The following is a 26,283-nucleotide window of genomic DNA, read 5'->3' as shown; positions in this document are numbered from 1 at the left end:
CTTTCGCGCCTGCTACAAGCGGGCAGCGGCTCCCTCACCCATCGGATGAGGCAAAAGGCTCATTTCTGACCCTCTTCTCAGATATTTCACACAAGCGTTCAAGCCTCTCGACTTCACGGGAGAAACCCTTGTGGCTGCTGCATTCCCCAATGAATTCAATGGTTTGAAAAACCCGGTAAAACGCTGGGAGATAGGCGTTCGTCACAAACTATTTCGTTGAAGAATGTTACCGATGAGCACCTAGTGCATTGATTAGCAGTCTTTTCTGGCATAATCGCGCCCCCTTACGACCGGGTCAGAAAACCTTCATGATCGATTTATTCAGCGGACTGGATGCTTGGGTGCTTGTGAGCCTCTTGCTCGCCCTGGCCTTTGTCCTCGCCTTCGAGTTCATCAACGGCTTTCATGACACCGCAAACGCGGTGGCCACTGTTATCTACACCAAAGCCATGCCGCCTCATTTGGCGGTGTTCTTTTCCGGGGTATTCAACTTCCTCGGCGTGCTGCTGGGCGGTGTTGGCGTGGCGTATGCCATCGTTCACCTGTTGCCGGTAGAACTGCTGATCAATGTGAATACCGGTCACGGACTGGCGATGGTGTTCTCGCTGCTTGCTGCCGCCATCACCTGGAACCTGGGCACCTGGTACTTCGGTATCCCGGCCTCCAGCTCCCACACCCTGATCGGTTCGATCCTCGGTGTCGGCCTGGCCAACGCATTGATCAACGATATTCCGTTGGCGGATGGCGTGAACTGGCAGAAGGCGATCGATATCGGTGCTTCCCTGGTGTTCTCACCAATGGCTGGCTTCCTTGTCGCGGCCTTGGTGTTGATCGGCCTTAAATGGTGGCGTCCCCTGTCCAAGATGCACAAGACACCGGACCAGCGCCGCAAGCTCGATGACAAGAAGCACCCACCGTTCTGGAACCGCCTGGTATTGGTGATCTCGGCCATGGCCGTGAGCTTTGTGCACGGTTCGAACGACGGCCAGAAAGGTATCGGCCTGATCATGCTGGTGCTGATCGGTATCGTGCCGGCTCAATTCGTACTCGACCTGAGCAGCACGACTTACCAGATCGAACGGACTCGCGATGCGACCCTGCACCTGAGCCAGTTCTACAAGCGCAATGCCGACACCCTGGGTGAATACCTGGCGCTGGGCAAAAGCATAGAAGGTGATCTGCCGGAGAAATTCCGTTGCAACCCGCAACAGACCGAACCGACCATCACCGCCCTGCTCGGCACCCTGAATGGTGTATCGGACTACCACTCGTTGACGTCGGAAAGCCGCATCGAAGTACGTCGCTACCTGCTCTGCCTGGATGACACCGCAAGGAAAGTCGGCAAGCTGCCTAATCTCAATGCCCGCGAAAAGGCTGACCTGGACAAACTGCGCAAAGACCTGACCACGACCACCGAATACGCGCCATTCTGGGTGATTCTGGCGGTAGCACTGGCATTGGGCCTGGGCACCATGGTTGGCTGGAAACGCGTGGTACTGACCATCGGCGAGAAAATCGGCAAGCAAGGCATGACTTACGCACAAGGCATGTCGGCGCAGATCACCACCGCGTGCATGATCGGCCTGGCCAACATTTTCAGCCTGCCGGTCTCCACCACCCACGTGCTGTCCTCGGGCGTGGCCGGTACCATGGTCGCGAACAAAAGCGGCCTGCAAGGCGGCACGGTAAAAACCATCCTGTTGGCCTGGGTCCTGACCCTGCCGGCGACCGTGGCCCTGTCGGCCGGCCTGTTCTGGCTGGCGTCGAAGGCACTCGGCAGCTGATACACAGCCGCACAAAAAAGGCGCGTTCCGTGAGGTTCGCGCCTTTTTATTGCCTCCGGAACCCCCAAAAAACCCCATAACCTGTAGGAGCCGAGCTTGCTCCGGGCGGCGTTCCGACGATCGCGGCCTTACAGGCAACATGAATGTTGAATGGTATGGCCCCATCGCGAGCAAGCTCGGCTCCTACAATAGGTCGGCTTATTCCGATAGATTTGCAGGCAAAAAAAAGGGCAACCGAAGTTGCCCAAAATGCCTTGCGTGCTCATTACATCCAGAAGGAACTACGGTTTGCGCTTATGCGAATCCTTCCAGATAAAAAATCCAAAACCTGCGAAAAACACAACCATGAGGCTGACAGTCAGCACCCCGGCGATCACCACGTTGTCGAAAAACATGACTGGCCTCTTGGACTTGCCCTGTTGCGATAGGGCTAAGTTAACCAAACAGGCGGAAGAAGAAATTGACTTGGATCAAGATCGCCCGAGACCGGACTTAAAGGAGGGGTAACAGCTGACCTGCATCAATAAGTGCAGGGTACTTCAACGCTTTTTCGGCTTGTTCTTCGGTTTCTTCTTGGCTTTACCCAATGGCATCGCCTGCTCAAACGCCTGACGAACTTCGTTCAGACGTTTTTCATTAAGGTCGTGAACCCGTTTTGCGCGTTCAGCGTTGAGATCAATCAGTTTGTCGTCTTGGCTCATGGTGCTCAGTGCATCGTTTGGCAGGTGTGTCGCAATAATGCGGTCTGGCGGTCGCGCTGACCAGCCACAACCTCAAATCTGGATATCGACCCACAAGCCCTGGCGCGGTTGATCTTCCATCAATGGCGCCACCGGTACTGTGTTGTCGGCATTCAACTCATCACCGGGTATCGCCAGGTGTTCTTCAGGGTCTTCATCGGCTTCGCGACGACGACGCTCGCGCTCCAGCTGGCGACGCTGTTCCTCTCGCAGCTGAAACGCCGCTTCTTCAGGGTCGCGCTGCTGCAGGTCGATCGTGCTTTCGTTCGAGCTCTCCTGCACCGCCACCACCGGCGGAATATCCGGGCGCTGGCGAATCGGGTCCTGCTGTGAGGTGATCGGCACGGCACTCAAGGGGAGCATCGGTAGCAGCATGATTATTGGTCTCCTGTCAGCAAGCTGTCGGCTGCGGCGATGGCGACTTGAGCCATCGGTCGCAAACTGTGACCCGTTTGGCACGATTTGGTGCCCCGACCTGCGGGCGCGGCATCGTTGGGCTAACGTAAGACTGCGAGTTTTTATGAGAGTCCTTTGGCCCTGAAGGTCTCATTCCGTTAAGATAGCCCGCTTTTTCAAGGTGGGAGTCAGGCAGCATGGCGCAGCAGTATCAACCGGGGCAACGCTGGATCAGTGACAGCGAAGCCGAGCTGGGTTTAGGCACCGTTCTGGCACAGGACGGCCGCTTGTTGACCGTGCTCTATCCGGCCACTGGCGACACTCGCCAGTACGCGCTAAGGAATGCGCCTCTCACCCGTGTGCGGTTTTCGCCCGGTGATTCCATCACTCACTTCGAAGGCTGGAAACTGACCGTCCAGGAAGTCGACGATGTCGACGGTCTGCTGGTCTACCACGGCCTCAACGCGCAGAACGAAGTGGTCACCCTGCCGGAAACCCAACTGTCGAACTTCATTCAGTTCCGCCTGGCCAGCGACCGCCTGTTCGCCGGGCAGATCGACCCGCTCGCCTGGTTCTCCCTGCGCTACCACACGCTGGAACACACCAGCCGCCAGTTGCAGTCCTCGCTCTGGGGCCTGGGTGGCGTGCGTGCGCAACCTATTGCACACCAATTGCACATCGCCCGCGAAGTTGCCGACCGCATTGCGCCGCGGGTTCTGCTGGCGGACGAAGTAGGCCTGGGTAAAACCATTGAAGCCGGTCTGGTGATCCATCGCCAACTGCTCTCGGGTCGCGCCAACCGCGTGCTGATTCTGGTTCCCGAGAACCTGCAGCACCAGTGGCTGGTCGAGATGCGCCGCCGCTTCAACCTGCAAGTCGCGCTGTTCGACGAAGAACGCTTCATCGAAAGCGATGCCACCAACCCGTTCGAAGACACTCAGCTCGCACTGGTTGCGCTTGAGTGGCTGGTGGAAGACGAGAAGGCCCAGGACGCGCTGTTTGCCGCCGGCTGGGACCTGATGGTCGTCGACGAAGCCCACCACTTGGTATGGCACGAAGACAAGGCCAGCCCGGAATATACCCTTGTCGAGCAACTCGCCGAGACCATTCCCGGCGTCCTGCTGCTGACCGCGACCCCGGAACAACTGGGCCAGGACAGCCACTTTGCCCGTCTGCGCCTGCTCGACCCGAACCGCTTCCATGACCTGGCCGCCTTCCGCGCCGAGAGCGAAAATTATCGCCCGGTGGCCGAAGCCGTTCAGGAACTGCTGGACAAGGGGCGCCTGTCGCCTGAAGCACACAAAACCATTCACGGTTTTCTTGGCAACGAAGGCGAAGCCCTGTTGACGGCCGTGAATGACGGCGACACCGAAGCCAGCGCCCGCCTCGTGCGCGAACTGCTGGACCGCCACGGCACCGGCCGCGTGCTGTTCCGTAACACCCGCGCCGCCGTGCAGGGTTTCCCGGAGCGCAAACTGCACCCGTACCCGCTGCCATGCCCTGACGAATACCTCGAATTGCCATTGGGCGATCACGCCGAGCTGTACCCGGAAGTCAGCTTCCAGGCCCAGCCGGACGCCAGCGAAGAAGAGCGCTGGTGGAAATTCGACCCGCGCGTCGAGTGGCTGATCGACCAGCTGAAAATGCTCAAGCGCACCAAAGTGCTGGTGATTTGCGCCCACGCCGAAACCGCCATGGACCTGGAAGACGCCCTGCGCGTGCGCTCCGGCATTCCGGCCACGGTGTTCCACGAAGGCATGAACATCCTCGAACGTGACCGCGCCGCCGCTTACTTCGCCGACGAAGAATTCGGTGCACAGGTACTGATCTGCTCGGAAATCGGCAGTGAAGGTCGCAACTTCCAGTTCTCGCACCACTTGGTGCTGTTCGATCTGCCATCGCACCCGGACCTGCTGGAGCAGCGTATCGGTCGTCTGGACCGGATCGGTCAGAAACACGTGATCGAATTGCACGTGCCGTATCTGGAAACCAGTCCGCAAGAGCGCCTGTTCCAGTGGTACCACGAAGCGCTGAACGCGTTCCTCAACACCTGCCCGACCGGTAACGCCTTGCAGCATCAGTTCGGCCCGCGCCTGCTGCCGTTGCTGGAAGAGGCCGACGACGGTGAGTGGCAAGCGCTGATCGACGAAGCCCGCACCGAGCGTGAACGTCTGGAAGCCGATTTGCACACGGGTCGCGACCGCCTGCTGGAACTCAACTCTGGCGGTGCCGGCGAAGGCGACGCGCTGGTTGAAGACATTCTTGAGCAAGACGATCAGTTCGCCCTGCCGATCTACATGGAAACCCTGTTCGACGCGTTTGGCATCGACAGCGAAGACCATTCGGAAAACGCACTGATCCTCAAGCCGAGCGAAAAAATGCTCGACGCCAGCTTCCCGCTGGGCGACGACGAAGGCGTGACCATCACCTACGACCGCAACCAGGCACTGTCTCGCGAAGACATGCAGTTCATCACCTGGGAACACCCGATGGTTCAGGGCGGCATGGACCTGGTCCTGTCCGGCTCGATGGGCAACACCGCCGTGGCGCTGATCAAGAACAAGGCACTGAAACCTGGCACCGTATTGCTGGAACTGCTCTACGTCAGCGAAGTGGTTGCACCGCGCTCGCTGCAACTGGGCCGTTACCTGCCGCCGGCCGCCCTGCGCTGCCTGCTCGATACCAATGGCAATGACCTCTCGGCCCGGGTGTCGTTCGAGACCTTGAACGATCAACTGGAAAGCGTGCCGCGTGCCAGCGCCAACAAGTTCATTCAGGCTCAACGTGACCAGCTGACGCCACGGATCAACGCGGGCGAAGACAAGATCTTCCCGCGTCATGCAGAGCGTGTTGCCGAAGCGCAGCGTCGCCTGGCCGCCGACACCGACGAAGAACTGGCTCGCCTGACGGCGTTGCAAGCCGTGAACCCGACGGTGCGCGACAGCGAACTGGTTGCCCTGCGCAAGCAACGCGAGCAAGGCTTGGCCATGCTTGAAAAAGCGGCGTTGCGCCTGGAAGCGATTCGGGTGTTGGTGGCGGGTTAAGTCCCCTGCTCTACCCGGCCAAATAAAAAAGGCCCGCAGTGATGCGGGCCTTTTTTTGTCTGCTTGATTGTTAAGTTGTTGCTGATGGCCTCATCGTCGGAACGCCGCCCGGAGCAAGCTCGGCTCTCACAGGGGGTCTGAGTTGCCCACAATTTTGTGGTTCCACTCGATCAGTGTGGGAGCCGAGCTTGCTCGCGATGGCGATTAGGCAGTCGCCACAGAAATACCCGGCTCAACCACCGCCACCAACCCCGCCTTCATCCGCTTGGCATCGCGCACAAAACACCGCGACGCCAGAAACAGAAAGACCATGGTGAAGAACAACGCCACCGGGATCAGGTACATCGCATCGTGCAAGCCGACCGCTTTGAACGCCTCGGTCATCTGTTCGGCTCCTGCCGCCAGCATCGCCGTGTGCGCAAAGTGATCGGACAAACCGCCCACCACCACCGGCCCCAATCCACCGCCCAACAGGTACAGCCCGGCAAAGAACAGCGCCATCGCCGTGGCCCGCAAACGCGGCTCGACCACATCCTGAATCGCGGTGTAGACGCAGGTATAGAAGTTATAGGCAAACAACCAGCCCACGCTGAAGACCGCCACAAACACGCCGATCTCGATGCGCCCGGAGTGCAGCGCCCAAGCCGTGCACACGGTGGAGATAATCAAGCTGAACGCTGCAAACAACAGCCGCCCGCTGGCTACCCGCTGGTGAATCTTGTCAGCCACCCAACCGCCAATCGTCAGGCCGAACAAACCGGTCACACCGACGATCACTCCCGTCGCCACCGCCGCTTCCTGCAATGGCATCAGGAAGTAGCGTTGCAACATCGGCACCAGGAATGAGTTGCAGGCGTAAGTCGCGAAGTTGAAGCACAACCCCGCCATCACCAGCCACAGGAACGTCGGCACCGCCAGTACCCGGCGGATCGGCCGCTCTACGCGCTCCTGCGAAACCTGTACGGTTTCTGCTGCACCGCGTTTCGGCTCTTTAATGAAGAACATGAAAATCGCCAGGATCAGCCCCGGCACTGCCGCGATAAAGAACGGCGCGCGCCAGCTGTCGAACGCCTTGACCATGGCGCCAATGGTGAAGAATGCCAGCAGCAGCCCCAACGGCAGACCCAGCATGAAAATGCCCATCGCCCGCGCCCGGCGGTGGGCCGGAAACAGGTCGCCGATCAGCGAATTGGCGGCCGGTGCATAACTGGCCTCACCGATGCCGACGCCCATGCGCACAATCAGGAAGCTCCAGAAGCTGCCCACCAACCCATTGACCGCCGTCAACCCGCTCCACACCGCCAGGCCCCACCCCATCAATTTTCTGCGCGAACCGGTATCGGCCATCCGCCCCAGCGGCAGACCGGCAATCGCATAGACCAGGGTGAACGCGGTACCGACGATCCCCAACTGAAAGTCGCTGAGGTGCCATTCCATGCGGATCGGCTCGATGATGATCGCGGGAATGGTGCGGTCGAAGAAGTTGAACAGGTTTGCCAGAAACAACAGGAACAGAATGCGCCAGGCATTCGCCGCTTGGGTCGAGTTCTGCATGGGTCCGTCTCTTTTATTGTTATTGGGGCCTCACTGCCCCCGGAATCTTCAATCTAGAGAGGCCCGGCAAAGCTGTCTGTCATTATTTGTAAGGCTGATATCAGCCCATGGCATTCACGCAACTCATGCCGACCGCCAGGCCCGGAACTCACGGGCATCCAACGGCACTTTCACGGTACCGACAGCCGGTAAAAAATACCTTTCGCCCCCCCTTCCAAAGCCCGTTGCGAAGCCTAGAATAGCGACCTTCGCCGCCCCCCTGCGTGCCCACTCCTCTTAGATAATCGCCCATGTCCGAAGTCAGTCCGTGTCTGAATTGCGGTGCCTGCTGTTCCCATTTCCGTGTGTCTTTCTTCTGGGGTGAATGCACCTCGGCCGGGGGAACGGTGCCTGACGATCTGGTCGCTTCAATCAGCCCCAGCCGGGTAGCGATGCTCGGAACAGACTGCAAACCCACCCGCTGCGTCAGCCTGGTGGGCAACGTCGGCAGCGAAACGAAATGCTCGATTTATGATCAACGCTCCAGCACCTGTCGGGAGTTCGAGGCATCGTGGGTCAACGGTGAAGCCAATGTCGATTGCGACGCCGCCCGGGCTGCATTTGGCCTGCCGGCCCTGCAACCCGAGTTCGAAATCCCCTACGAACAAAGTGCCTGAGACTTAGTACACAACGCGATTAGCGCCGCGGGGTGATTTGCGTCCAGCGCGGAACGAAATCAACCAGCGCAAGCAAACGTGCAATGTCATGCCTTTGAATTTGGCTCGCGGTACATCTGCACCAGCGTCGACGGATCTTTTTCCAGGAAACCCTGGCTCCCATGCAGTCGCATCAATTGCGCAGCCAATCCGCTGAGTGGCGTCGCCGAGCCCTGTTCGCGGGAAAACTTCACCGCAGTGTCGAGATCCTTGAGCAGCGTGCGCACATGCCACTTCACCGGTTCGAATCGGCTTTCGGCCATTTGCGGGGCGAGAATTTGCAAGGGTTTTGAATCGGCAAAGCCACCGGCCAACGCTTCGGCGATCAACCGCGCGTCTACCCCGGAACACTCGGCCAGCGCCACCACTTCAGCAATGACCAGCGCATTGCACGCCACGATCATTTGATTGCACGCCTTGGTCACCTGCCCGGCCCCGACGCCGCCCATGTGAGTAACACGCTGGCCCAGGTTCATTAACACCGTATGCACTCGCTGCAAGTCCTCGGTCTCGCCGCCGACCATGATCGCCAGGCTGCCGGCCTCGGCACCGATCACGCCGCCAGACACCGGCGTATCCAGCCAACTCATTCCGGTTGTGTCACTCAGCTGTTTGGCCATGTCTCGTGTCGCGCCGGGCTCGAGGCTGGAAAAGTCCACCAGCAACTGGCCGCTTTTCGCTCCCGCCGCCACCCCGGCCGGGCCAAAAACCACTTCACGTACAACGGCGGTGTCCGCCAGGCACAGCATGACGATGTCGGCGTGCTGACCCAGCTCAGCCGGAGTTGCCACTTGTCGGGCACCGGCCTCAACCAGCGGCGCGCACTTGGCCGGATTGCGGTTCCACACGGTCAGCGGATAGCCCGCAGCCAGCAGACGCCGGCACATTGGCAGGCCCATCAAGCCGATCCCGGCGAACCCCAACGAAGGTAGCGTTGACATCATTTAGCCTCCTTTTGGATTAAAGATCGCCGAATAGTGGCCGATTCATCATGACTAAGGAAAGGATTCCCCCCAGTGTTGCTCAGGCCCGTTCCTGAGTCTTGGGCCAAATACGCGCAAAAAAAGACGCGAGATCCCATTCCGTGAATGGTTCGACGACAGCTGTCGCTCAGCCAACAAGTCCAGGTAGATGGCGCACAATGACTTCTAAAAATAACCCGGCCACTACGGTCTCCGATCTGACACTGAGCCCCGCGGCGAACAGCCCCTCATCGTCGAAGCCATTGACCCCGGCGCGCCCGCTGGCCACTCAGCAGTACCTGTATTTCACCGAAACCAACACCGACCGTATCCTCGATAACCTCGATGGCCTGCGCGACATGGTGTTCCCGCGTCCGCCCCATCTGGAAGGCGTCAGCGAGCAGCACAACGACCAGGAATTCCCGTCGGTGTGCCTGATTGGCCTGGGTCGTTGCGGCTCCAACATCGCCCTGGACGTCGCGGAGCTGGTGTACAACGCCCGCAAGTTTTATCTCAACGAATTCAATAACGAAGACCGTCTGTCGCCGGACAAACGCTTTGCGGAAAAGGGCTACAGCCCGGCGCAATGGATTCGTAACAACCTGCGTCTGGGTACCAACAAGGGTGCCAAACCGGTGTTCCTGGTAGAGCCGCTGGTCATGCTCGGCGACCTGGACAAGGACATTGCCGGTCGCATCCGTTTCTCGCGCAAAGGCGAAAAGAGCGGCTTCCTGCGCGACTACAGCAAAATGAAAATCATGGACTTGTCGGAAGTCCACGCCGGTGGCGCCGGTAACGCGCCGATTCTCGGTCAGTACCTGGCCAAGATCATCCTGAACAAGGACACCCAGCGTTTCTCCAGCCCTGACTGGAAGATGATTCACTCGTACCTGATCGACAGCTGCGGGATCAAAGCCAACCAGTCGCGCCTGTACTTCTCGATCTTCAGCGCCGGTGGCGGTACCGGTTCGGGCATGGCTTCGGAATTCGGCCTGGCCCAGCAACACTCGTACATGAACAAGACGTTCGACACCAAGCCGATGGATGAACACGACGGCAAAAGCGGTCACTCCTTCGTCTTCGAGCCGATCTTCACCAGCGGCATTTGCGTGCTGCCGAACATTTCCGATCACCGCAGTGAAATGTCTGAGGCGCTGCACATCAACGCCGGACGCCTACTGTGTAAATACCTGTCGGAAGAGTGGGACTTCTCCTACAACTTCGCCAACGAAGACAGCAGCGAAGCCAGCGTCATGGGCCGTATCCGCCCATGGAACGCCATGATGCTGATCTCCAATGACATCATGCGTTATGCCGAAGAAAGCGATGACGGCAATATCCAGAACATTGACGTCAATGCGATGGAAAAACACGCCAACCAGTACATCTCGCAGCAGATATTCAACATTCTGACAGCGCAGGCGGTCACGACTGACTACGACCAGAACTATTTCCGTCGTGCCGGCATCGACATCGGCGAAACCATTCGCCTGGACGCCAACGACCTGTTCATGAGCCTGGCCGGCCCGGTGGCGATTGCCTACGCCGAATCCGTCGTCCCGGAAACCCCGCCGCCGAGCAGCGACAAGTTCAAGGTGTTCGAGAAAGAGCCGCAGCGCCTGAACATCGACGACCTGTTCTTCCGCTCCATCGACCTGCCGCACTTCAACAAGGTGACCCAGGCGATCGAGGGCATCAGCCTGCTGCCGATCGAGTCCAAGCGCTATCGCGCCTCGCTGGAGCAGTACAAGAATTCGGGTTACGACGCCGCGGCGCTGCACGACCTGCACTTCTTCAAGAACTGCTCGTCGGTGGTGTCGATTGTTTCGCTGCCAAAAGACTACAAGCTGTCCTACATGGACCTGAACCGGTTGAAGACTCACCTCAACAGCCTGTTCCCGAACACCACGCTCAAGCGTTATGCGCTGGTGATTGGCGCTTCGGCCAACTTGTCGCTGACCACCCTGATCGCCAAGAGCCCGTGCCTGTCGGACGACTTCCTGACGCTGATCGTGGCCTTCATCAAGCGCTGCTTTGCGAAAAACCCGTACCGCTTCGACGAGACGCTGGACAACTCGATCCTCGATTTCATCATTAATGAAGAGTTCGACGAAGACCGGATCGATGACTTGCTCAACGAGTTCGAAAACCCGGCGAAGATCCTCGATACCAACTGGTACGCGATCAAACCGATGTACGAGAAGAAGTACCGCGAGCTGATCAATGACAAAGACAAGTTTGTCTCGATCAACGACATTCGTCTGTCACGCGATTGCGTGAAGAAGGCGATCAAGTACCTGCGCGAGATCTACCGTCACCGCATCGGCAAGACCAAGGTTATTTCGCTGAATAACCATACGGGCAAAACCGCTTAATCAGCGGCGCCCCAATCGCGAGCAGGCTCGGCTCCTACAGGGACGATGTCGATCACAAATTTTGTGAACGCCATCGAACTCTGTAGGAGCCGAGCTTGCCCGCGATAGCGGCCTCAGATTCGCCACAAACCCAACATTCAGAAACAATTAAGCAGCCCTTCGGCTGCTCACTGAACTGTGCCCGTTACGTTTACGTTACCGTGATGCTGGCCCTGTACGTGGCCTTTCTCCACGGCAACGTGCCATCACGCTACTCACCTACACACTTTTTATCATCGGGGCCGAGCACTACTTTGGTGCGACGCTTTCGCTCGCTGCCCTTTCCTGGATCAGAATCCACGGGGAAACCACCACGGCCCACAGCTGCGGATCACGTTCAAAAAGATCCAGCGCCCGCGTTTCAGACAGCTTGGCGACCTTGTCGGCGGCCAGCCAGGCAGCCACTTTCTCGCCTTCATCCTGGGCCAAGGCCTCCGCGGCGGCGATCAAATCCAGGCCGGGGTCGACCCACAATAGGGCACCCTTGGCGAAGAACGGCTCCAACTCTTTCCAGGTAATAGATGCGGTTTCACCAAGCAGCTTGGCATAGAGGGTGCTAGGTTCTTGATTCATGGGACTGTCCGGAAATGAAATCGACGCAAATGATAACGTCGATAATCTGGCAGAAAAACCCGGATGCAATTGAGTCACTGAATTGAAAAGCGCAGGAACGCCAAGGAATGCACTGGATCCGGCTATAAGCCCCTCAATGCCCCGCCGCAATTCTGTCTTTTTCATTCAAAAAAGCGACACCCGCAGGATTTGCCCCCCGGCGCCGCCTTCCCAGGCTGACAATCGGCGCTCTACACTGTACCGGTACAGTTGCCGAGGGGCTTTTCCGGGGAATGTCGCAGATATCTGACCCGGTTCTGCTGCTTTCGGCGCCAGGACTATAAAAACTACAACAGTAAGAGTGGAGCACTATGACTAAGGCTACTAAGCAGATTTCCAAACTGTTTGCCGCTATGGTTCTGGCCGGGGTTGCCAGCCATTCGTTCGCAGCTGACACCATCAAGATCGGCATCGCCGGCCCTAAGACCGGTCCTGTAGCCCAATACGGCGACATGCAGTTCAGTGGCGCCAAAATGGCCATCGAACAGATCAACGCCAAAGGCGGCGTAGACGGCAAGAAACTCGAAGCCGTTGAATACGATGACGCCTGTGATCCGAAACAAGCGGTAGCGGTCGCGAACAAAGTCGTCAACGACGGCGTCAAGTTCGTGGTCGGTCACCTGTGCTCCAGCTCCACTCAACCGGCTTCGGACATTTACGAAGACGAAGGCGTGATCATGATCACCCCGGCTGCCACCAGCCCGGACATCACCGCTCGTGGTTACAAAATGGTATTCCGTACCATCGGTCTGGACAGCGCCCAAGGCCCTGCCGCCGGTAACTACATTGCCGATCACGTAAAACCGAAAATCGTTGCTGTTCTGCACGACAAACAGCAATACGGTGAAGGCATCGCCACCGCCGTGAAGAAAACTCTGGAAGGCAAAGGCATCAAGGTTGCCGTGTTCGAAGGCATCAACGCCGGCGACAAAGACTTCTCTTCGATCATCGCCAAGCTCAAGCAAGCCAACGTCGACTTCGTCTACTACGGCGGCTACCACCCAGAGCTGGGTCTGATCCTGCGTCAATCCCAGGAAAAAGGCCTGAAAGCCAAGTTCATGGGTCCGGAAGGCGTGGGTAACGACTCGATTTCGCAGATCGCCAAAGACGCTTCCGAAGGTCTGCTGGTAACCCTGCCGAAATCCTTCGACCAGGATCCAGCCAACGTTGCCCTGGCTGACGCGTTCAAGGCGAAGAAAGAAGACCCGAGCGGTCCGTTCGTATTCCCGGCCTACTCGGCTGTGGAAGTGATCGCCGACGGCATCAAGGCTGCCAAGTCCGAAGACACTGCCAAAGTGGCTGCTGCCATCCACGCTGGCACCTTCAAAACCCCGACTGGCGACCTGGCGTTCGACGACAAGGGCGACCTGAAAGACTTCAAATTTGTGGTTTACGAGTGGCACTTCGGCAAACCAAAAACTGAAGCTTCGCCTCAGTAAGGCTTTGCCTGACTGACTGCCAATAGAGCCCACGGCGTGCCGTGGGCTTTGTTTTACGAACGTTTTGGGCCGCGCTGGCGTGATCCGCCAGTCTCCCCACCTGAAAATCTCAAAACCGTCATCAGCGGTTCGCTGGCAAACCTCGCGTTCGAAGTGGATGCAGATCCACGGGGCTCGAGCGGGAAAATGACTCCACCAGTGAAATGCGTATCAGGTTTTTAGGAGCGCTGTAATGCCTGACATCTATCACTTTTTCCAACAGCTGGTTAATGGTCTGACCATTGGCAGCACGTATGCCCTGATCGCCATCGGCTATACGATGGTTTACGGCATCATTGGAATGATCAACTTCGCCCACGGCGAGGTGTACATGATTGGTTCCTACGTGGCGTTCATCGCCATCGCGGGCCTGTCCATGATGGGACTCGACAGCGTTCCGCTGTTGATGACTGCCGCTTTCCTCGCGACCATCGTCGTGACCAGTGCCTACGGCTACAGCATCGAACGGATCGCCTACCGCCCCTTGCGCGGCAGCAACCGTCTGATTCCGCTGATTTCCGCCATCGGCATGTCGATCTTCCTGCAGAACACGGTTCTGCTGGCGCAAGACTCCAAGGACAAATCCATCCCCAACCTGATTCCGGGCAACTTTGCCTTCGGGCCAGGTGGCGCACATGAAGTGCTGATTTCCTACATGCAAATCGTGGTGTTCGTGGTGACGTTCGTCGCCATGCTCGGCCTGACGCTGTTCATCTCCCGCTCTCGCCTGGGTCGCGCCTGCCGTGCCTGTGCCGAAGACATCAAGATGGCCAACCTGCTGGGTATCAACACCAACAACATCATCGCCCTGACCTTCGTCATCGGTGCTGCACTGGCGGCCATCGCGGCTGTGCTGCTGAGCATGCAATACGGTGTGATCAACCCGAACGCCGGTTTCCTCGTCGGCCTCAAGGCCTTCACCGCAGCGGTATTGGGCGGTATCGGCAGCATTCCCGGCGCCATGCTCGGCGGGATTGTGCTGGGGGTAGCGGAAGCCTTTGGTGCCGACATTTTCGGCGACCAGTACAAGGACGTCGTGGCTTTCGGTCTATTGGTTCTGGTGTTGTTGTTCCGGCCAACCGGCCTGTTGGGCCGTCCGGAGGTTGAAAAGTATGACTAGGAATCTTGAGACAGGCGTTGTTCAGCGCACTGTTAGTTTGGGCTGTGGCGTATCCGGTACTCGGGCTGAAGTTGACCATCGTCGGCATCAACCTGGAAGTCCATGGCACCAGCACCACCACGCTGATCACCATTGCCCTGTGCTCGGTACTGATGTTCCTGCGAGTGTTGTTCGACAAGTCGATCAGCGCGGCATGGAAATCCTCGCCGAACATGCCGGTGATGCCGGCCAAGGCCAGTAATTTCCTGACCCTGCCGACCACCCAACGCTGGATCATCATTGCGCTGATCATCGGTGCGCTGGTCTGGCCGTTCTTCGGCTCGCGCGGTGCGGTGGATATTGCAACGCTGGTGCTGATCTACGTGATGCTGGGCCTGGGCCTGAACATCGTGGTCGGCCTGGCCGGCCTGCTCGACCTGGGTTATGTCGGTTTCTATGCCGTCGGTGCCTACAGTTATGCGTTGCTGTCGCACTACTACGGTCTGAGCTTCTGGATCTGCCTGCCGATTGCCGGCCTGATGGCGGCCACGTTCGGTTTCCTGCTGGGCTTCCCGGTGTTGCGTTTGCGTGGTGACTACCTGGCCATCGTGACCCTGGGCTTCGGTGAAATCATCCGGCTGTTCCTGCGTAACCTGACCGACCTCACCGGTGGCCCGAACGGCATCAGCAACATTCCCAAGCCAACACTTTTCGGACTGACCTTCGATAAAACGGCCGCAGAGGGATTGCAGACCTTCCACGAGTACTTCGGTCTGACCTACAACCCGGTGAACAAGGTGATCTTCCTTTACCTGATCGCGGTGTTGTTGTCGCTGTTCGCCCTGTTCGTCATCAATCGCTTGCTGCGCATGCCTCTGGGCCGTGCCTGGGAAGCACTGCGTGAAGACGAAATCGCCTGCCGGGCGCTGGGGCTGAACCCGACGGCGATCAAGCTTTCTGCGTTCACCCTGGGTGCCTGCTTCGCCGGTTTCGCCGGCAGCTTCTTCGCTGCGCGTCAGGGCCTGGTGACACCGGAGTCCTTCACCTTCATCGAGTCGGCGACCATCCTCGCCATCGTGGTGCTGGGCGGCATGGGTTCGCAACTGGGCGTCGTACTCGCCGCCACGGTGATGATCCTGCTGCCGGAAATGATGCGTGAGTTCAGTGAATACCGCATGTTGATGTTCGGCGCCTTGATGGTGCTGATGATGATCTGGCGCCCTCAAGGCCTGCTGCCCATGCAACGTCCTCACATGGAGCTGCGCAAATGAGCCGCGAGATCCTGAAAGTAGAAAACCTGAGCATGCGCTTCGGCGGCTTGCTGGCGGTCAACGGCGTGGCCCTGACCGTGAAGGAAAAACAGGTCGTGGCATTGATCGGCCCCAACGGCGCCGGCAAGACCACGGTGTTCAACTGCCTGACCGGCTTCTACAAGCCGAGCGGCGGTAGCATCCTGCTGGACGGCGAGCCGATCGAAGGCCTGCCGGGCCACAAGATCGCCCTCAAAGGCGTGGTGCGCACCTTCCAGAACGTGCGGTTGTTCAAGGACATGACCGCGGTCGAGAACCTCTTGATCGCCCAGCACCGTCATTTGAACACCAACTTCCTGGCCGGCCTGTTCAAGACGCCGGGCTTTCGCAAAAGCGAACGCGAAGCCATGGAATTCGCCGAGTACTGGCTGGAGAAGGTCAACCTCAAGGCCTTCGCCAACCGCCCGGCCGGTACCCTGGCTTACGGTCAGCAACGTCGTCTGGAAATCGCTCGCTGCATGATGACCCGTCCGCGGATCCTCATGCTCGACGAACCGGCTGCCGGCCTGAACCCGAAGGAAACCGAAGACCTCAAGGCGCTGATCAGCGTGCTGCGTGAAGAGCACAACGTCACTGTGCTGTTGATCGAACACGACATGAAACTGGTCATGAGCATTTCCGACCACATCGTCGTGATCAACCAGGGCACGCCTCTGGCCAACGGCACGCCGGATCAGATCCGCGACAATCCCGAAGTGATCAAAGCCTACCTGGGGGAAGCGTAAATGCTGCAATTCGAAAACGTTTCCACCTTCTACGGCAAGATTCAGGCCCTGCACAGCGTCAACGTCGAAGTCCGTCAGGGCGAAATCGTGACGTTGATCGGCGCCAACGGTGCCGGCAAGTCGACCCTGCTGATGACGCTTTGCGGTTCGCCGCAAGCCCACAGCGGCAGCATCCGCTACATGGGTGAGGAACTGGTCGGCCAGAGCTCGTCGCAGATCATGCGCAAAAGCATCGCCGTGGTCCCGGAAGGTCGTCGGGTGTTCTCCCGCCTGACCGTGGAAGAAAACCTCGCCATGGGCGGTTTTTTCACCGACAAGGGCGACTATCAGGAACAGATGGACAAGGTTCTCGGACTTTTCCCACGCCTGAAAGAACGCTTCGCCCAACGCGGCGGCACCATGTCCGGTGGCGAACAGCAAATGCTCGCCATCGGCCGTGCGCTGATGAGCAAACCCAAGCTGCTGTTGCTCGACGAACCCTCGTTGGGTCTGGCGCCGATCATCATCCAGCAGATCTTCGACATCATCGAACAGCTGCGCAAAGACGGTGTGACAGTGTTCCTGGTTGAGCAGAACGCCAACCAGGCACTGAAAATTGCCGACCGTGCGTACGTTCTGGAGAACGGCCGGGTGGTGATGCAAGGCACGGGTGAAGCCCTGCTGACCGATCCGAAAGTGCGTGAAGCGTACCTCGGCGGTTAAGCCATTGCGGTAAACAGAAAACGGCCTTCGGGCCGTTTTTTTGTGCCTGCCATTTACATTGCAGACAATGCCCCCCTGTAGGAGCCGAGCTTGCTCGCGATAGCGGTGGATCAGACAACAGTGATGTCGAATGACAAACCGCTATCGCGAGCAAGCTCGGCTCCTACAAGGGGTTGATGGTGTTTTGAGGTTTTTTTAAAAATTTTGGGCGCGGCTGTAACGCATCGCCATGACCTTTCTCTAGTGGGGTAAGCAAGCACAAACGCGTTCTTGCCAATCCTCAAAAACCGGAGAAACACCATGACTGCTACCACCCGCACCCTGTCCGCCACCGCACTGGTTCTGGCCCTCGGTTCTGCTTTGAGCATGGCCGCTGTTTCCACCGCCCACGCCGCCGACGACATGGAAAAATGCTTCGGCGTAGCCATGAAAGGCCATAACGATTGCGCAGCAGGCGCTGGCACCACGTGCGCCGGCACCTCGAAAACCGACTTCCAGACTAATGCCTGGAAACTGGTCCCTAAAGGCACCTGCACGACGACTGCAAGCGAGACCTCGCCGACCGGTTTCGGTCAGATGGAAGCCTACAAAGCTAAAGCCAAAGCCTGATCTGAACCCCGCCTGAGTGTCGACCATGAACGCTTCAACGTTCGGGCTCCCGCCCCGCTCCGGGCTGGGGCTCAAGACCGAGCACTTCCGTGAAGTGCTCGGTTCACACCCGGACATCGGTTTTTTCGAAGTCCACGCCGAAAACTACATGGTGGCCGGCGGCCCGTTTCATCACTTCCTGGGTTTGATTCGCGAGCAATACCCGCTGTCATTGCATGGCGTAGGCTTGTCGATCGGTGCTGAAGGTCCGCTGGACACTCAGCACCTCAAGCGCCTCGCCGCACTGATTGAGCGCTATCAACCCCACTCTTTTTCCGAACACCTGGCCTGGTCCAGTCATGGCCCGGCGTTTTTGAATGACCTGTTGCCTCTGGCCTATGACAACGCAACGCTAGACCGCGTCTGCGAACACATCGACCAGGTGCAGAGCACCCTGAAACGCCCGATGTTGCTGGAGAATCCGGCCACTTACCTGGCGTTCGAGCGTTCGACCATCGATGAAGCCGACTTCATCGGCGAAGTCATCCGCCGCACGAGCTGCGGGCTGTTGCTGGACGTGAACAATGTCTACGTGTCGTGCATCAATCATCGTCGCGACCCTTTGGCTTACCTCAACGCCCTGCCCCTTCAAAGCATCGGCGAGATTCATCTGGCCGGGTTTGCCGAAGACACCGACAGCCTCGGTGACCGCCTGCTGATAGATGATCACGGCGCCCCCATCGATAACGCCGTCTGGTCGCTGTACCAGCACGTGCTGGAGCGAACAGGCCCGATAGCGACTCTGATCGAACGCGACAATCAGCTGCCGGCCTTCAGCGTCTTGCACGCAGAGGCGCGTCAGGCCGATGAGCTATTACTGCGCACCGGAGGCCGGTCATGAGCACTCAAGCCGCATTTGCCGCCGCCCTGCTTGATCGCCAATTGACGTGCCCCGAGGGCTTGTTCAGCGTCAACGGTGCCGATCCCGCCAGCCGTTTCGCGGTGTATCGCAACAATGTGCAGAGCTCGCTGATCAACGCCTTGGCGCACAGCTACCCCGTAGTGGCGCAATTGGTCGGCGATGAATTCTTCCGCGCCATGGCCGGGATCTATTTGCTCGGCAATGCGCCCCGAAGCCCGCTGATAAAGGATTACGGCGACGATTTTGCGGACTTCGTCGAAGGCTTCGAACCGGCGGCCAGCCTGCCCTATCTGGCCGACGTCGCGCGATTGGAACGCTTGCGCACTGTCGCTTACCACGCCGCCGACGCTCAACCGCTGAGCCACCAACAGATCGGCGCAGCACTCGCCAATCCGCAAGCCCTGGTCGAATTGACTGTCGAATTTCATCCCTCCTTGCACCTGTTGACGTCAGCCTTTGCCGTGGTTTCGATCTGGGCGGCACATCAGCAAGACGCAACGCTGGCGGGGATCGATCTGAACGTTGGGCAACACACGCTGATCGTGCGCAACGAACTGGACGTGGAAGTCTTTGCCATCGACCCCGGCGCCAGCGCTTTCATCCAGAACCTGCAAAACGGCCAGCCCCTGATTCAGGCCGTGGAGTCCGCTCCCGCGTTCGACCTCAACCAGACCCTGAGCCTGTTGATCACCCACAACGTCATTACTCACCTTCATCACAACAAGGTAACGCCATGAACACTCAGAACCCGATCAGCCGCGCCATTGCGCTGCTGGAAATGATTCCACAGAGCCTGATCGCCTTCATTGCGCGGTTCTCCATCGCGGCGGTGTTCTGGAAGTCCGGGCAAACCAAGGTCGAAGGCCTGGCCATCGACTTGATCGATGGCACGTTCGAGATCAGTTGGCCACGCCTGGCCGACTCAACCATTCCATTATTCAAGAGTGAGTACCCCGTGCCGCTGCTCTCGCCCGAGGTCGCGGCACACATGGCGGCGTTCGCCGAACACTTCTTCCCGGCCCTGATTCTGATTGGCTTCGCCACGCGATTTTCGGCGCTGGCGTTGCTGGGCATGACCCTGACTATTCAACTGTTTGTGTACCCGGATGCTTACCCGACGCACGGCACCTGGGCGGCAGTGCTGCTGTATCTGATGGCAACCGGGCCGGGTAAATTGTCGATCGATCATCTGATCGCCCGGCGCTACTCCCGCTAACTCAGATCCCCTGTAGCAGCTGCCGAAGGCTGCGTTCGAACGCGAAGCGGTCGCAAAACCTGCAAACGCGGTTTACGTGTCAGACCACGGTGACTGACTTCACGACTGCTTCGCAGTCGAACGCAGCCTCGCAAGCTCGACAGCTGCTACAAAGGCCGTGCGAGGCTAAGCCGATCCAGCGCTTCGCCGCTGCGCTTGAACCAGCCGATCAGGTAATCCGCCAGCACTTGAGTACGTTTTGGCAGCCCGCCCTGATACGGGTGAACCAGGTACATCGGCATACGCCGCGTCTGATAATCGCGCAGGAGCCAGCGCAAACGCCCGTCAGCCAATTCAGCCTGCAACAAGTAGGACGGCAAGCGGGCGATACCGGCGCCGGCCAGTGCCGCTTTCTTCAGCAAGCTGTAGTGATTGCTGGCAAACGGCCCCGACACCCGCACCCGCAACAGTTCGTGTTGCTGGTGATACAACCATTCTTCGCGACCGCTGTAATGGCTGTTGAGCAGGCAACGATGTTCGGCCAAGGCCTGGGGCGTTTGTGGCTCTCCATACTGTTCAAGATACGCCGGGCTGGCACAGGTCATTTCGTGCCAGGCCAGTAGCGGCCGGGCCACCAGGCGCTCGTCGTTACCTACCTCGGAGCGAATCGCCAGGTCGAAACCATCCCGGGACAAGTCGTGAAACTGGTTGTTCAGATCAAGCTCGATCTGCACGCCAGGGTACTTGCCGGAGAACTCCAGCAATAAGCCATCGAAGAACGTTTCTCCCAGCGATACCGGCACCGTCATACGCACCGGCCCTGCCATATCGTCCTTCAACCGTGCCAATGCCTGACGCGCCCTCTCCACTTGTACGACCAGCGCCTGAGCTTGCGGCAACAGCGCCGCCCCCGCTGCTGTCAGGCTCAAACGTCGAGTGGTGCGTTGCAACAGCACCACCGAAAACCGCGTCTCCAACAGGCTGATGCGCTTGGATAATTGGCCCTTGCTGCAACCCAGTTGCTGCGCCGCCAACGTGAAACTCCCGGCTTCAATCAATACCGCAAACGCCGCCAGATCATCCATCTCACTCATGGATTGTTTCCAATTGAAAACCAAAGGTTGCCTATTAGTGCGCTTATCAACAAAAAAAACCACTCTAGACTGAGACCTCATTCAACCCATCGAGGAACAGCATGATGAAAATTCTATTGATCGGCGCAGGCGGCACCATCGGCTCAGCAGTCGACAAGGAACTGTCCCAGCGTCACGAGATCATTCGTATCGGTCGCAACAGTGGCGACTTTCAGGTGGACATCAGCGACAGCGCCTCGATCCGCAAGCTGTTCGAACAGACCGGCAAGTTCGATGCCCTGATCTGCGCCGCCGGCAACGTTACCTTCGCACCGTTGAACGACATGACCGAAGAAAGCTTCGCGCTGGGCCTGAAAGACAAACTGATGGGCCAGGTCAATTTGGTGCTGATCGGCCGTGAGTTCGCCAACGATGGCGCCTCGTTCACCTTGACCACCGGCGTGCTCAGCCACGACCCGATTTACAGCGGCGCCTCGGCGGCGCTGGTCAACGGCGCGCTGGACAGCTTCGTCCGCGCCGCCGCCATCGAACTGCCCCGCGGCCTGCGCGTGAACTCGATCAGCCCGAATGTGCTGGTGGAAGCCATGGGCAAATACGCGCCTTACTTCCGTGGTTTCAAACCGGTTCCTGCAGCCGATGTGGCATTGTCTTACGCCAAAAGCGTGGAAGGCTTGCAGACAGGTCAGACTTTTCACGTCGGCTGAGCCGGTTCAGGCTCAATCAACTAACGTGGGCAAGAGGTCTTTGGCGATGGCTGTCGGGATGGACACTCTGAACTGCGAGCCCAAGACCGATTGCACTGTCGCCGTAGAAACCTTCCAACCATTGATCAATAGCGTCAATTTCTGGCCTATCGACTCACGGGTAATACGCTGCATACGCTCAGTTGCTTCAGGACTGAGCGTGACATTCATTTCAAATTCTGAATGAAGTCTGTCGTTGTCCTTCAATAACAACTCCATTCGAGTGAAGTCGGTTGCCGAAGAAAAATTGATCTCGGCAGCCTGAGTGCCCGTGGCCCCCGTCATCACAATTAAAAACAACCAGAACTTCCAGCCCATTGTGTTCTTCATATCCGCTCCCTGTAAAAACGTGGCAGCTTACCTTTGGCACTCTGATACTCGGCATCGAAATCATTCACAAGATGTTGCCGGAAATCACCCTCTACTTTGTCTGAGAACAACTCCAGCCTTGTGATGAACGGTCAGGCTGAGTAACGTGACGGCACTTGTCTGGAGAGCCAAAGATGCGTGTTGCCCGTTCCTTAGTCCTTGTTGCCCTGCTGCCGCTGTTTGCCGCCTGTCAGTTGTTTGATGGCCCGCGTGAAAGCGCCTCCCACGTGGGCCAGACCCGCATGCAGGGCCAGTTGACGGCGGCGGGCGGCAACTTGCTGTTCCAGCCATGCAATGAACAGCGCAGTTATGTGGTCAACGACACCGGCGGCACCAGCGTTCTGCAACAGGCCGCGTCCCTGGCTGATAAACAGGGCAAGTTGTTCGCCGATGTGCGTGGGCGCATTGTGGCCAGTGGTGCCGAGAGTCGCCTCGATCTGGAACAGCTCTACCGCGTCGAGCGCTCGGGCACGGCGTGTGACGATCCCAATTTCAAACTGCTGATTTTGCGCGCGGCCGGCCACTCGCCAGAGTGGAGCGTCAAAGTCAGCGGTAAAGGCATGGTGATTGATCGCGCCGGTCAACCGCCTCTGGCCCTACCGTACGTGGAAGAACAACTGGGCGATGGCCGTTTCAACCTCGGCACCGAAGCCAATAACCAGCACATCGAACTGTGGGTCACGCCGCAACGTTGCGTCGACAGCACCACCGGCAGCGTCCAGCACATGAGCGCAGAACTGCGCATCAATGGTCAGGTACAGCGCGGTTGCGGCTATTTCGGCGGTTCGCGTAACGACTGATCGTTTAAGCCTCACGGGAATCTCCTTTGGGGCTTATAATCACCGGTTTCAAACGCCTTGGCGCAGTTGTGCGCCCCGCGAACCGGGTCCTGCCATGTTACGAATCACCGAACTCAAGTTGCCGATCGACCATCCCGAAGAAGACCTGCGCCCTGCCATCGTGCAGCGCCTGGGCATCGCCAGTGATGACCTGCTCGATTTCACCTTGTTCAAGCGCAGCTACGATGCGCGAAAAAGTCCTCCGAACTGTGCTTCATCTACACCATCGACCTCACCGCCAAGGATGAGGCGACGTTGCTGCACAAGTTCGCCGATGACCGTAACGTCAACGTGGCGCCGGATGTCAGTTACAAAGTGGTCGGCCAGGCACCGGCCGATTTGCAGCAACGCCCCGTGGTTGTGGGTTTCGGGCCGTGCGGGATTTTCGCCGGGCTGTTGCTCGCGCAAATGGGCTTCAAGCCGATCATCCTCGAACGTGGCACCGAAGTGCGCCAGCGCACCAAGGACACTTGGGGCCTGTGGCGTAAAAGCGTGCTCAACCCTGAATCCAACGTCCAGTTCGGTGAAGGCGGCGCAGGGACGTTCTCCGACGGCAAGCTCTACAGCCAAATCAAAGACCCGAAATTCATCGGCCGTAAAGTGCTGCACGAGTTCGTCAAGGCCGGCGCCCCGGAAGAGATTCTCTACGTCAGCAAGCCACACATCGGTACGTTCCGTCTGACTGGCGTAGTGGAAAACATGCGTGAGCAGATTCGCGCACTGGGCGGCGAAGTCCGCTTCCAGCAACGTGTCACCGATGTGTTGATCGAGGATGGCCAACTGGTCGGCGTCGAGCTAAATGGCGGCGAGCAGATCCACTCCAAACACGTGATTCTGGCCCTCGGCCACAGCGCCCGGGACACCTTCCGCATGCTCCACGGCCGTGGCGTGTTCATGGAAGCCAAGCCGTTCTCGGTGGGTTTCCGCATTGAACACCCGCAGTCGCTGATTGACCGCGCGCGATTGGGCAAGTACGCCGGCCACCCGAAACTCGGGGCGGCCGACTACAAACTGGTGCACCACGCCAAGAACGGTCGTTCGGTCTACAGCTTCTGCATGTGCCCGGGCGGCACCGTGGTCGCGGCGACGTCCGAGCCGAACCGCGTGGTCACCAACGGCATGAGCCAATACTCGCGTAACGAACGCAACGCCAACTCCGGGATCGTCGTCGGCATTACCCCGGAAGTTGATTATCCGGGCGGCCCGCTGGCCGGTATCGAGTTGCAGGAACGCCTGGAATCCCACGCCTTTGTGCTGGGCGGCAGCAACTACGAAGCGCCGGCGCAACTGGTCGGCGACTTTATCGCCGGCAAGCCGTCCACCGAACTGGGCAGTGTCGAACCCTCCTACAAGCCAGGCGTTGCCCTGGGTGATTTGGCCCTGGCCTTGCCGGAATTTGCCATTGAGGCGATTCGTGAAGCGTTGCCAGCGTTCGAGAAGCAGATCCGCGGTTACTCGCTGCATGACGCCGTATTGACCGGCATCGAGACACGCACCTCGTCACCGTTGCGCATTACCCGTAACGAATCGATGCAGAGCCTGAACGTGAAGGGCTTGTTTCCGGCGGGTGAAGGCGCGGGTTATGCGGGCGGGATTCTGTCGGCGGGTGTGGACGGTATTCGGATTGCCGAAGCTGTGGCCCGCGACATCCTGGGCCTTGAGGCCTGACATAATTCTTTGCCACAACACAAGACCTGTGGGAGCCGGGCTTGCCCGCGATGGCGGCAGATCAGTCAACATCTTTGTTGAATCTGAATCCGCCATCGCGGGCAAGCCCAGCTCCCACAGGGATCTTCAGTGTTTGAAAGATCTCAGATATTGGCGCGCAACACGCTGGCCGGCAGCGGCTCACCGCGCTCGACACTCGCCGCCACGGTAGCCATCAAGCCACTCAACTCATACCCCTGGCCCTTGAGCCAATCCTGATCGTAATAGGTGGTGGCATAACGCTCGCCACCATCGCACAGAATCGCCACGATCGATCCCGACTCCCCCGCCGCGACCATCTGCTGCGCCGCCATCAGGGCGCCGATCAGATTGGTCCCGCTCGATCCGCCAACCCGTCGCCCCAGGCGCTGTGCCAGGTAGTGCATGGCCGCCAGCGACAACGCGTCCGGCACTTTGACCATGGCATCAATCACCTTGGGCAGGAACGACGCTTCCACCCGAGGCCGGCCGATGCCTTCGATCCGCGAACCGCACTCCAGGCGCAGGCTGGCATCACCCGTCTGGTAGTAATCGAAGAACACCGAACGCTCGGCATCGGCGCACAGCACGCGGGTGCAATGCTGGCGATAACGCACGTAACGACCCAGCGTTGCGGTTGTACCACCCGTGCCAGGGCTGGAAATCAGCCAGCTCGGCTCGGGGTGCTGCTCGAAACGCATCTGGTGGAAGATCGATTCCGCAATGTTGTTGTTCGCTCGCCAGTCAGTGGCGCGTTCGGCGTAGGTGAACTGGTCGATGAAATGACCATCATGCTCTCGCGCCAGCCGTTCGGACTCGGCGTAGATCTGAGTCGGGTCGTCGACCAGATGACTCTTGCCGCCATAGAAAGCAATTTGCGCGATTTTTTCCTTGGAGGTGGTCGCCGGCATCACCGCAATGAACGGCAGTCCCAGCAAACTGGCGAAATACGCCTCGGAAATTGCCGTAGAACCGCTGGACGCCTCGATCACCGGTGCACCGGGCTTGAGCCAGCCGTTACACAGCGCATACAGAAACAGCGAGCGCGCCAGGCGATGTTTCAGGCTGCCGGTGGGGTGGCTGGATTCATCCTTGAAATACAGTTCGATGCCCGGAAAACCCGGCAGCGGCAAGGGGATCAGGTGGGTATCGGCGCTGCGCTGGAAGTCCGCTTCAATGATCCGGATAGCTTCGCGGGCCCACTGTCGATTGTCGCTCATGATGGTTTTCTCGTGGAGTCAGGCAAAAGTCGGCCTTTGCGTAAGGCCTATCCCTCGAAGCTTAGGAAAAACCTACATCACGCACAGGTACAGCTGAGGCCCAATACGGCCG

General features: G+C 58.8%; 24 protein-coding genes and 1 pseudogene. 16 read left to right on the top strand and 9 right to left on the bottom strand.

Annotated features, from left to right (window positions below; all coding sequences use genetic code 11):
* The first annotated feature begins 308 nt into the window (after nt 1–308).
* Nucleotides 309–1,784 (top strand): inorganic phosphate transporter, encoded by a 1,476-nt coding sequence (locus AB4N76_RS20445; protein ID WP_046029381.1) that lies wholly within the window; start codon nt 309–311, stop codon nt 1,782–1,784.
* A 281-nt stretch (nt 1,785–2,065) separates the two neighbouring features.
* Here the strand turns inward: AB4N76_RS20445 and ccoM are convergent, their stop codons facing one another.
* The 3 genes from ccoM to AB4N76_RS20430 all read right to left on the bottom strand — a co-directional run bounded on the left by ccoM (nt 2,066) and on the right by AB4N76_RS20430 (nt 2,899).
* Nucleotides 2,066–2,179 carry a cytochrome c oxidase subunit CcoM gene (gene ccoM / locus AB4N76_RS20440; RefSeq protein WP_028622453.1) on the bottom strand — a complete coding sequence of 38 codons (114 nt, stop codon included), beginning with the start codon at nt 2,177–2,179 and terminating at the stop codon, nt 2,066–2,068.
* A gap of 144 nt (nt 2,180–2,323) precedes the next feature.
* Nucleotides 2,324–2,485, bottom strand: coding sequence for a hypothetical protein (locus tag AB4N76_RS20435; RefSeq protein WP_008074569.1), 162 nt, complete (start codon nt 2,483–2,485; stop codon nt 2,324–2,326).
* Between the two features lie 72 nt (nt 2,486–2,557).
* Nucleotides 2,558–2,899, bottom strand: coding sequence for a hypothetical protein (locus AB4N76_RS20430; RefSeq protein WP_046029374.1), 342 nt, complete (start codon nt 2,897–2,899; stop codon nt 2,558–2,560).
* A 218-nt stretch (nt 2,900–3,117) separates the two neighbouring features.
* On the opposite strand from AB4N76_RS20430, the gene rapA reads away from it, so the two are divergent.
* Nucleotides 3,118–5,964 carry an RNA polymerase-associated protein RapA gene (gene rapA / locus AB4N76_RS20425; RefSeq protein WP_109788040.1) on the top strand — a complete coding sequence of 949 codons (2,847 nt, stop codon included), beginning with the start codon at nt 3,118–3,120 and terminating at the stop codon, nt 5,962–5,964.
* A 204-nt stretch (nt 5,965–6,168) separates the two neighbouring features.
* Here the strand turns inward: rapA and AB4N76_RS20420 are convergent, their stop codons facing one another.
* A complete protein-coding gene (locus AB4N76_RS20420; protein WP_046029371.1) occupies nt 6,169–7,518 on the bottom strand; it encodes a spinster family MFS transporter in 1,350 nt (449 codons plus the stop codon).
* 290 nt (nt 7,519–7,808) lie between these two features.
* Between AB4N76_RS20420 and AB4N76_RS20415 the strand changes: the two genes are divergently transcribed.
* Nucleotides 7,809–8,174 carry a YkgJ family cysteine cluster protein gene (locus AB4N76_RS20415; protein ID WP_046029369.1) on the top strand — a complete coding sequence of 122 codons (366 nt, stop codon included), beginning with the start codon at nt 7,809–7,811 and terminating at the stop codon, nt 8,172–8,174.
* Nucleotides 8,175–8,260: 86 nt separating this feature from the next.
* On the opposite strand, the gene AB4N76_RS20410 is transcribed toward AB4N76_RS20415, so the two are convergent.
* Nucleotides 8,261–9,157: an NAD(P)-dependent oxidoreductase gene (locus AB4N76_RS20410; protein ID WP_077430765.1), complete on the bottom strand. Its 897-nt coding sequence runs from the start codon at nt 9,155–9,157 to the stop codon at nt 8,261–8,263.
* Between the two features lie 197 nt (nt 9,158–9,354).
* On the opposite strand from AB4N76_RS20410, the gene AB4N76_RS20405 reads away from it, so the two are divergent.
* Nucleotides 9,355–11,550: a hypothetical protein gene (locus tag AB4N76_RS20405; protein ID WP_046029366.1), complete on the top strand. Its 2,196-nt coding sequence runs from the start codon at nt 9,355–9,357 to the stop codon at nt 11,548–11,550.
* A 288-nt stretch (nt 11,551–11,838) separates the two neighbouring features.
* Here the strand turns inward: AB4N76_RS20405 and AB4N76_RS20400 are convergent, their stop codons facing one another.
* Nucleotides 11,839–12,162, bottom strand: a complete 324-nt coding sequence (locus AB4N76_RS20400; protein WP_046029365.1) for a DUF2288 domain-containing protein — start codon at nt 12,160–12,162, stop codon at nt 11,839–11,841.
* Between the two features lie 350 nt (nt 12,163–12,512).
* Here AB4N76_RS20400 and AB4N76_RS20395 point away from each other — a divergent pair, with 350 nt between their 5' ends.
* From AB4N76_RS20395 to AB4N76_RS20355, 9 genes are all read left to right on the top strand, one after another.
* Nucleotides 12,513–13,640, top strand: a complete 1,128-nt coding sequence (locus AB4N76_RS20395) for a branched-chain amino acid ABC transporter substrate-binding protein (RefSeq protein ID WP_077430766.1) — start codon at nt 12,513–12,515, stop codon at nt 13,638–13,640.
* Nucleotides 13,641–13,872: 232 nt separating this feature from the next.
* Entirely contained in the window at nt 13,873–14,799 is a 927-nt protein-coding gene (gene livH / locus AB4N76_RS20390) for a high-affinity branched-chain amino acid ABC transporter permease LivH (protein WP_460163439.1), read from the top strand.
* A 2-nt stretch (nt 14,800–14,801) separates the two neighbouring features.
* Nucleotides 14,802–16,049, top strand: coding sequence for a high-affinity branched-chain amino acid ABC transporter permease LivM (locus tag AB4N76_RS20385; protein ID WP_460164627.1), 1,248 nt, complete (start codon nt 14,802–14,804; stop codon nt 16,047–16,049).
* Nucleotides 16,046–16,813 carry a high-affinity branched-chain amino acid ABC transporter ATP-binding protein LivG gene (gene livG, locus AB4N76_RS20380; RefSeq protein ID WP_046029357.1) on the top strand — a complete coding sequence of 256 codons (768 nt, stop codon included), beginning with the start codon at nt 16,046–16,048 and terminating at the stop codon, nt 16,811–16,813. The genes AB4N76_RS20385 and livG overlap by 4 nt, the downstream gene beginning before the upstream one ends.
* Nucleotides 16,814–17,515, top strand: coding sequence for an ABC transporter ATP-binding protein (locus AB4N76_RS20375; protein ID WP_007947260.1), 702 nt, complete (start codon nt 16,814–16,816; stop codon nt 17,513–17,515).
* 300 nt (nt 17,516–17,815) lie between these two features.
* Nucleotides 17,816–18,124, top strand: a complete 309-nt coding sequence (locus AB4N76_RS20370; protein WP_046029355.1) for a BufA1 family periplasmic bufferin-type metallophore — start codon at nt 17,816–17,818, stop codon at nt 18,122–18,124.
* A 25-nt stretch (nt 18,125–18,149) separates the two neighbouring features.
* Nucleotides 18,150–19,004, top strand: a complete 855-nt coding sequence (bufB, locus tag AB4N76_RS20365) for an MNIO family bufferin maturase (protein WP_046029353.1) — start codon at nt 18,150–18,152, stop codon at nt 19,002–19,004.
* Entirely contained in the window at nt 19,001–19,762 is a 762-nt protein-coding gene (locus tag AB4N76_RS20360; RefSeq protein ID WP_046029351.1) for an HvfC/BufC N-terminal domain-containing protein, read from the top strand. Before bufB ends, AB4N76_RS20360 begins: the two co-directional genes overlap by 4 nt.
* Entirely contained in the window at nt 19,759–20,241 is a 483-nt protein-coding gene (locus tag AB4N76_RS20355; protein ID WP_046029349.1) for a DoxX family protein, read from the top strand. Before AB4N76_RS20360 ends, AB4N76_RS20355 begins: the two co-directional genes overlap by 4 nt.
* A 146-nt stretch (nt 20,242–20,387) precedes the next feature.
* On the opposite strand, the gene AB4N76_RS20350 is transcribed toward AB4N76_RS20355, so the two are convergent.
* On the bottom strand, nt 20,388–21,314 hold the full coding sequence (locus AB4N76_RS20350; RefSeq protein ID WP_046029348.1) for a LysR family transcriptional regulator: 927 nt from the start codon (nt 21,312–21,314) through the stop codon (nt 20,388–20,390).
* 104 nt (nt 21,315–21,418) lie between these two features.
* Between AB4N76_RS20350 and AB4N76_RS20345 the strand changes: the two genes are divergently transcribed.
* The gene (locus AB4N76_RS20345; RefSeq protein ID WP_046029347.1) at nt 21,419–22,018 is read left to right on the top strand and encodes a short chain dehydrogenase; all 600 of its coding nucleotides are present in this window, start codon (nt 21,419–21,421) and stop codon (nt 22,016–22,018) included.
* A gap of 12 nt (nt 22,019–22,030) precedes the next feature.
* Here the strand turns inward: AB4N76_RS20345 and AB4N76_RS20340 are convergent, their stop codons facing one another.
* Entirely contained in the window at nt 22,031–22,387 is a 357-nt protein-coding gene (locus tag AB4N76_RS20340; protein ID WP_046029346.1) for a SecDF P1 head subdomain-containing protein, read from the bottom strand.
* Nucleotides 22,388–22,560: 173 nt separating this feature from the next.
* Here AB4N76_RS20340 and AB4N76_RS20335 point away from each other — a divergent pair, with 173 nt between their 5' ends.
* Together AB4N76_RS20335 and AB4N76_RS20330 are read left to right on the top strand one after the other, a co-directional pair.
* Nucleotides 22,561–23,226: a COG3650 family protein gene (locus AB4N76_RS20335; RefSeq protein ID WP_077430770.1), complete on the top strand. Its 666-nt coding sequence runs from the start codon at nt 22,561–22,563 to the stop codon at nt 23,224–23,226.
* A 94-nt stretch (nt 23,227–23,320) separates the two neighbouring features.
* Nucleotides 23,321–24,933 (top strand): annotated as a pseudogene (locus AB4N76_RS20330) (NAD(P)/FAD-dependent oxidoreductase).
* A 143-nt stretch (nt 24,934–25,076) separates the two neighbouring features.
* Here the strand turns inward: AB4N76_RS20330 and AB4N76_RS20325 are convergent.
* Nucleotides 25,077–26,174 carry a PLP-dependent cysteine synthase family protein gene (locus AB4N76_RS20325; protein ID WP_175649017.1) on the bottom strand — a complete coding sequence of 366 codons (1,098 nt, stop codon included), beginning with the start codon at nt 26,172–26,174 and terminating at the stop codon, nt 25,077–25,079.
* Nucleotides 26,175–26,283 lie beyond the last annotated feature (109 nt).

The organism is Pseudomonas sp. S2_F03 (genome assembly GCF_054668335.1).
The sequence above is the reverse complement of the archived record's forward strand: the minus strand, read 5'-3'. Positions and strand labels throughout refer to the sequence as shown.

Excerpts from the sequence above, each read along its gene's own strand:
- AB4N76_RS20445 (WP_046029381.1), top strand. The coding sequence starts at position 309 with ATGATCGATTTATTCAGCGGACTGGATGCTTGGGTGCTTGTGAGCCTC.
- ccoM (WP_028622453.1), bottom strand. The coding sequence starts at position 2,179 with ATGTTTTTCGACAACGTGGTGATCGCCGGGGTGCTGACTGTCAGCCTC.
- AB4N76_RS20435 (WP_008074569.1), bottom strand. The coding sequence starts at position 2,485 with ATGAGCCAAGACGACAAACTGATTGATCTCAACGCTGAACGCGCAAAA.
- AB4N76_RS20430 (WP_046029374.1), bottom strand. The coding sequence starts at position 2,899 with ATGCTGCTACCGATGCTCCCCTTGAGTGCCGTGCCGATCACCTCACAG.
- rapA (WP_109788040.1), top strand. The coding sequence starts at position 3,118 with ATGGCGCAGCAGTATCAACCGGGGCAACGCTGGATCAGTGACAGCGAA.
- AB4N76_RS20420 (WP_046029371.1), bottom strand. The coding sequence starts at position 7,518 with ATGCAGAACTCGACCCAAGCGGCGAATGCCTGGCGCATTCTGTTCCTG.
- AB4N76_RS20415 (WP_046029369.1), top strand. The coding sequence starts at position 7,809 with ATGTCCGAAGTCAGTCCGTGTCTGAATTGCGGTGCCTGCTGTTCCCAT.
- AB4N76_RS20410 (WP_077430765.1), bottom strand. The coding sequence starts at position 9,157 with ATGATGTCAACGCTACCTTCGTTGGGGTTCGCCGGGATCGGCTTGATG.
- AB4N76_RS20405 (WP_046029366.1), top strand. The coding sequence starts at position 9,355 with ATGACTTCTAAAAATAACCCGGCCACTACGGTCTCCGATCTGACACTG.
- AB4N76_RS20400 (WP_046029365.1), bottom strand. The coding sequence starts at position 12,162 with ATGAATCAAGAACCTAGCACCCTCTATGCCAAGCTGCTTGGTGAAACC.
- AB4N76_RS20395 (WP_077430766.1), top strand. The coding sequence starts at position 12,513 with ATGACTAAGGCTACTAAGCAGATTTCCAAACTGTTTGCCGCTATGGTT.
- livH (WP_460163439.1), top strand. The coding sequence starts at position 13,873 with ATGCCTGACATCTATCACTTTTTCCAACAGCTGGTTAATGGTCTGACC.
- livG (WP_046029357.1), top strand. The coding sequence starts at position 16,046 with ATGAGCCGCGAGATCCTGAAAGTAGAAAACCTGAGCATGCGCTTCGGC.
- AB4N76_RS20375 (WP_007947260.1), top strand. The coding sequence starts at position 16,814 with ATGCTGCAATTCGAAAACGTTTCCACCTTCTACGGCAAGATTCAGGCC.
- AB4N76_RS20370 (WP_046029355.1), top strand. The coding sequence starts at position 17,816 with ATGACTGCTACCACCCGCACCCTGTCCGCCACCGCACTGGTTCTGGCC.
- bufB (WP_046029353.1), top strand. The coding sequence starts at position 18,150 with ATGAACGCTTCAACGTTCGGGCTCCCGCCCCGCTCCGGGCTGGGGCTC.
- AB4N76_RS20360 (WP_046029351.1), top strand. The coding sequence starts at position 19,001 with ATGAGCACTCAAGCCGCATTTGCCGCCGCCCTGCTTGATCGCCAATTG.
- AB4N76_RS20355 (WP_046029349.1), top strand. The coding sequence starts at position 19,759 with ATGAACACTCAGAACCCGATCAGCCGCGCCATTGCGCTGCTGGAAATG.
- AB4N76_RS20350 (WP_046029348.1), bottom strand. The coding sequence starts at position 21,314 with ATGAGTGAGATGGATGATCTGGCGGCGTTTGCGGTATTGATTGAAGCC.
- AB4N76_RS20345 (WP_046029347.1), top strand. The coding sequence starts at position 21,419 with ATGAAAATTCTATTGATCGGCGCAGGCGGCACCATCGGCTCAGCAGTC.
- AB4N76_RS20340 (WP_046029346.1), bottom strand. The coding sequence starts at position 22,387 with ATGAAGAACACAATGGGCTGGAAGTTCTGGTTGTTTTTAATTGTGATG.
- AB4N76_RS20335 (WP_077430770.1), top strand. The coding sequence starts at position 22,561 with ATGCGTGTTGCCCGTTCCTTAGTCCTTGTTGCCCTGCTGCCGCTGTTT.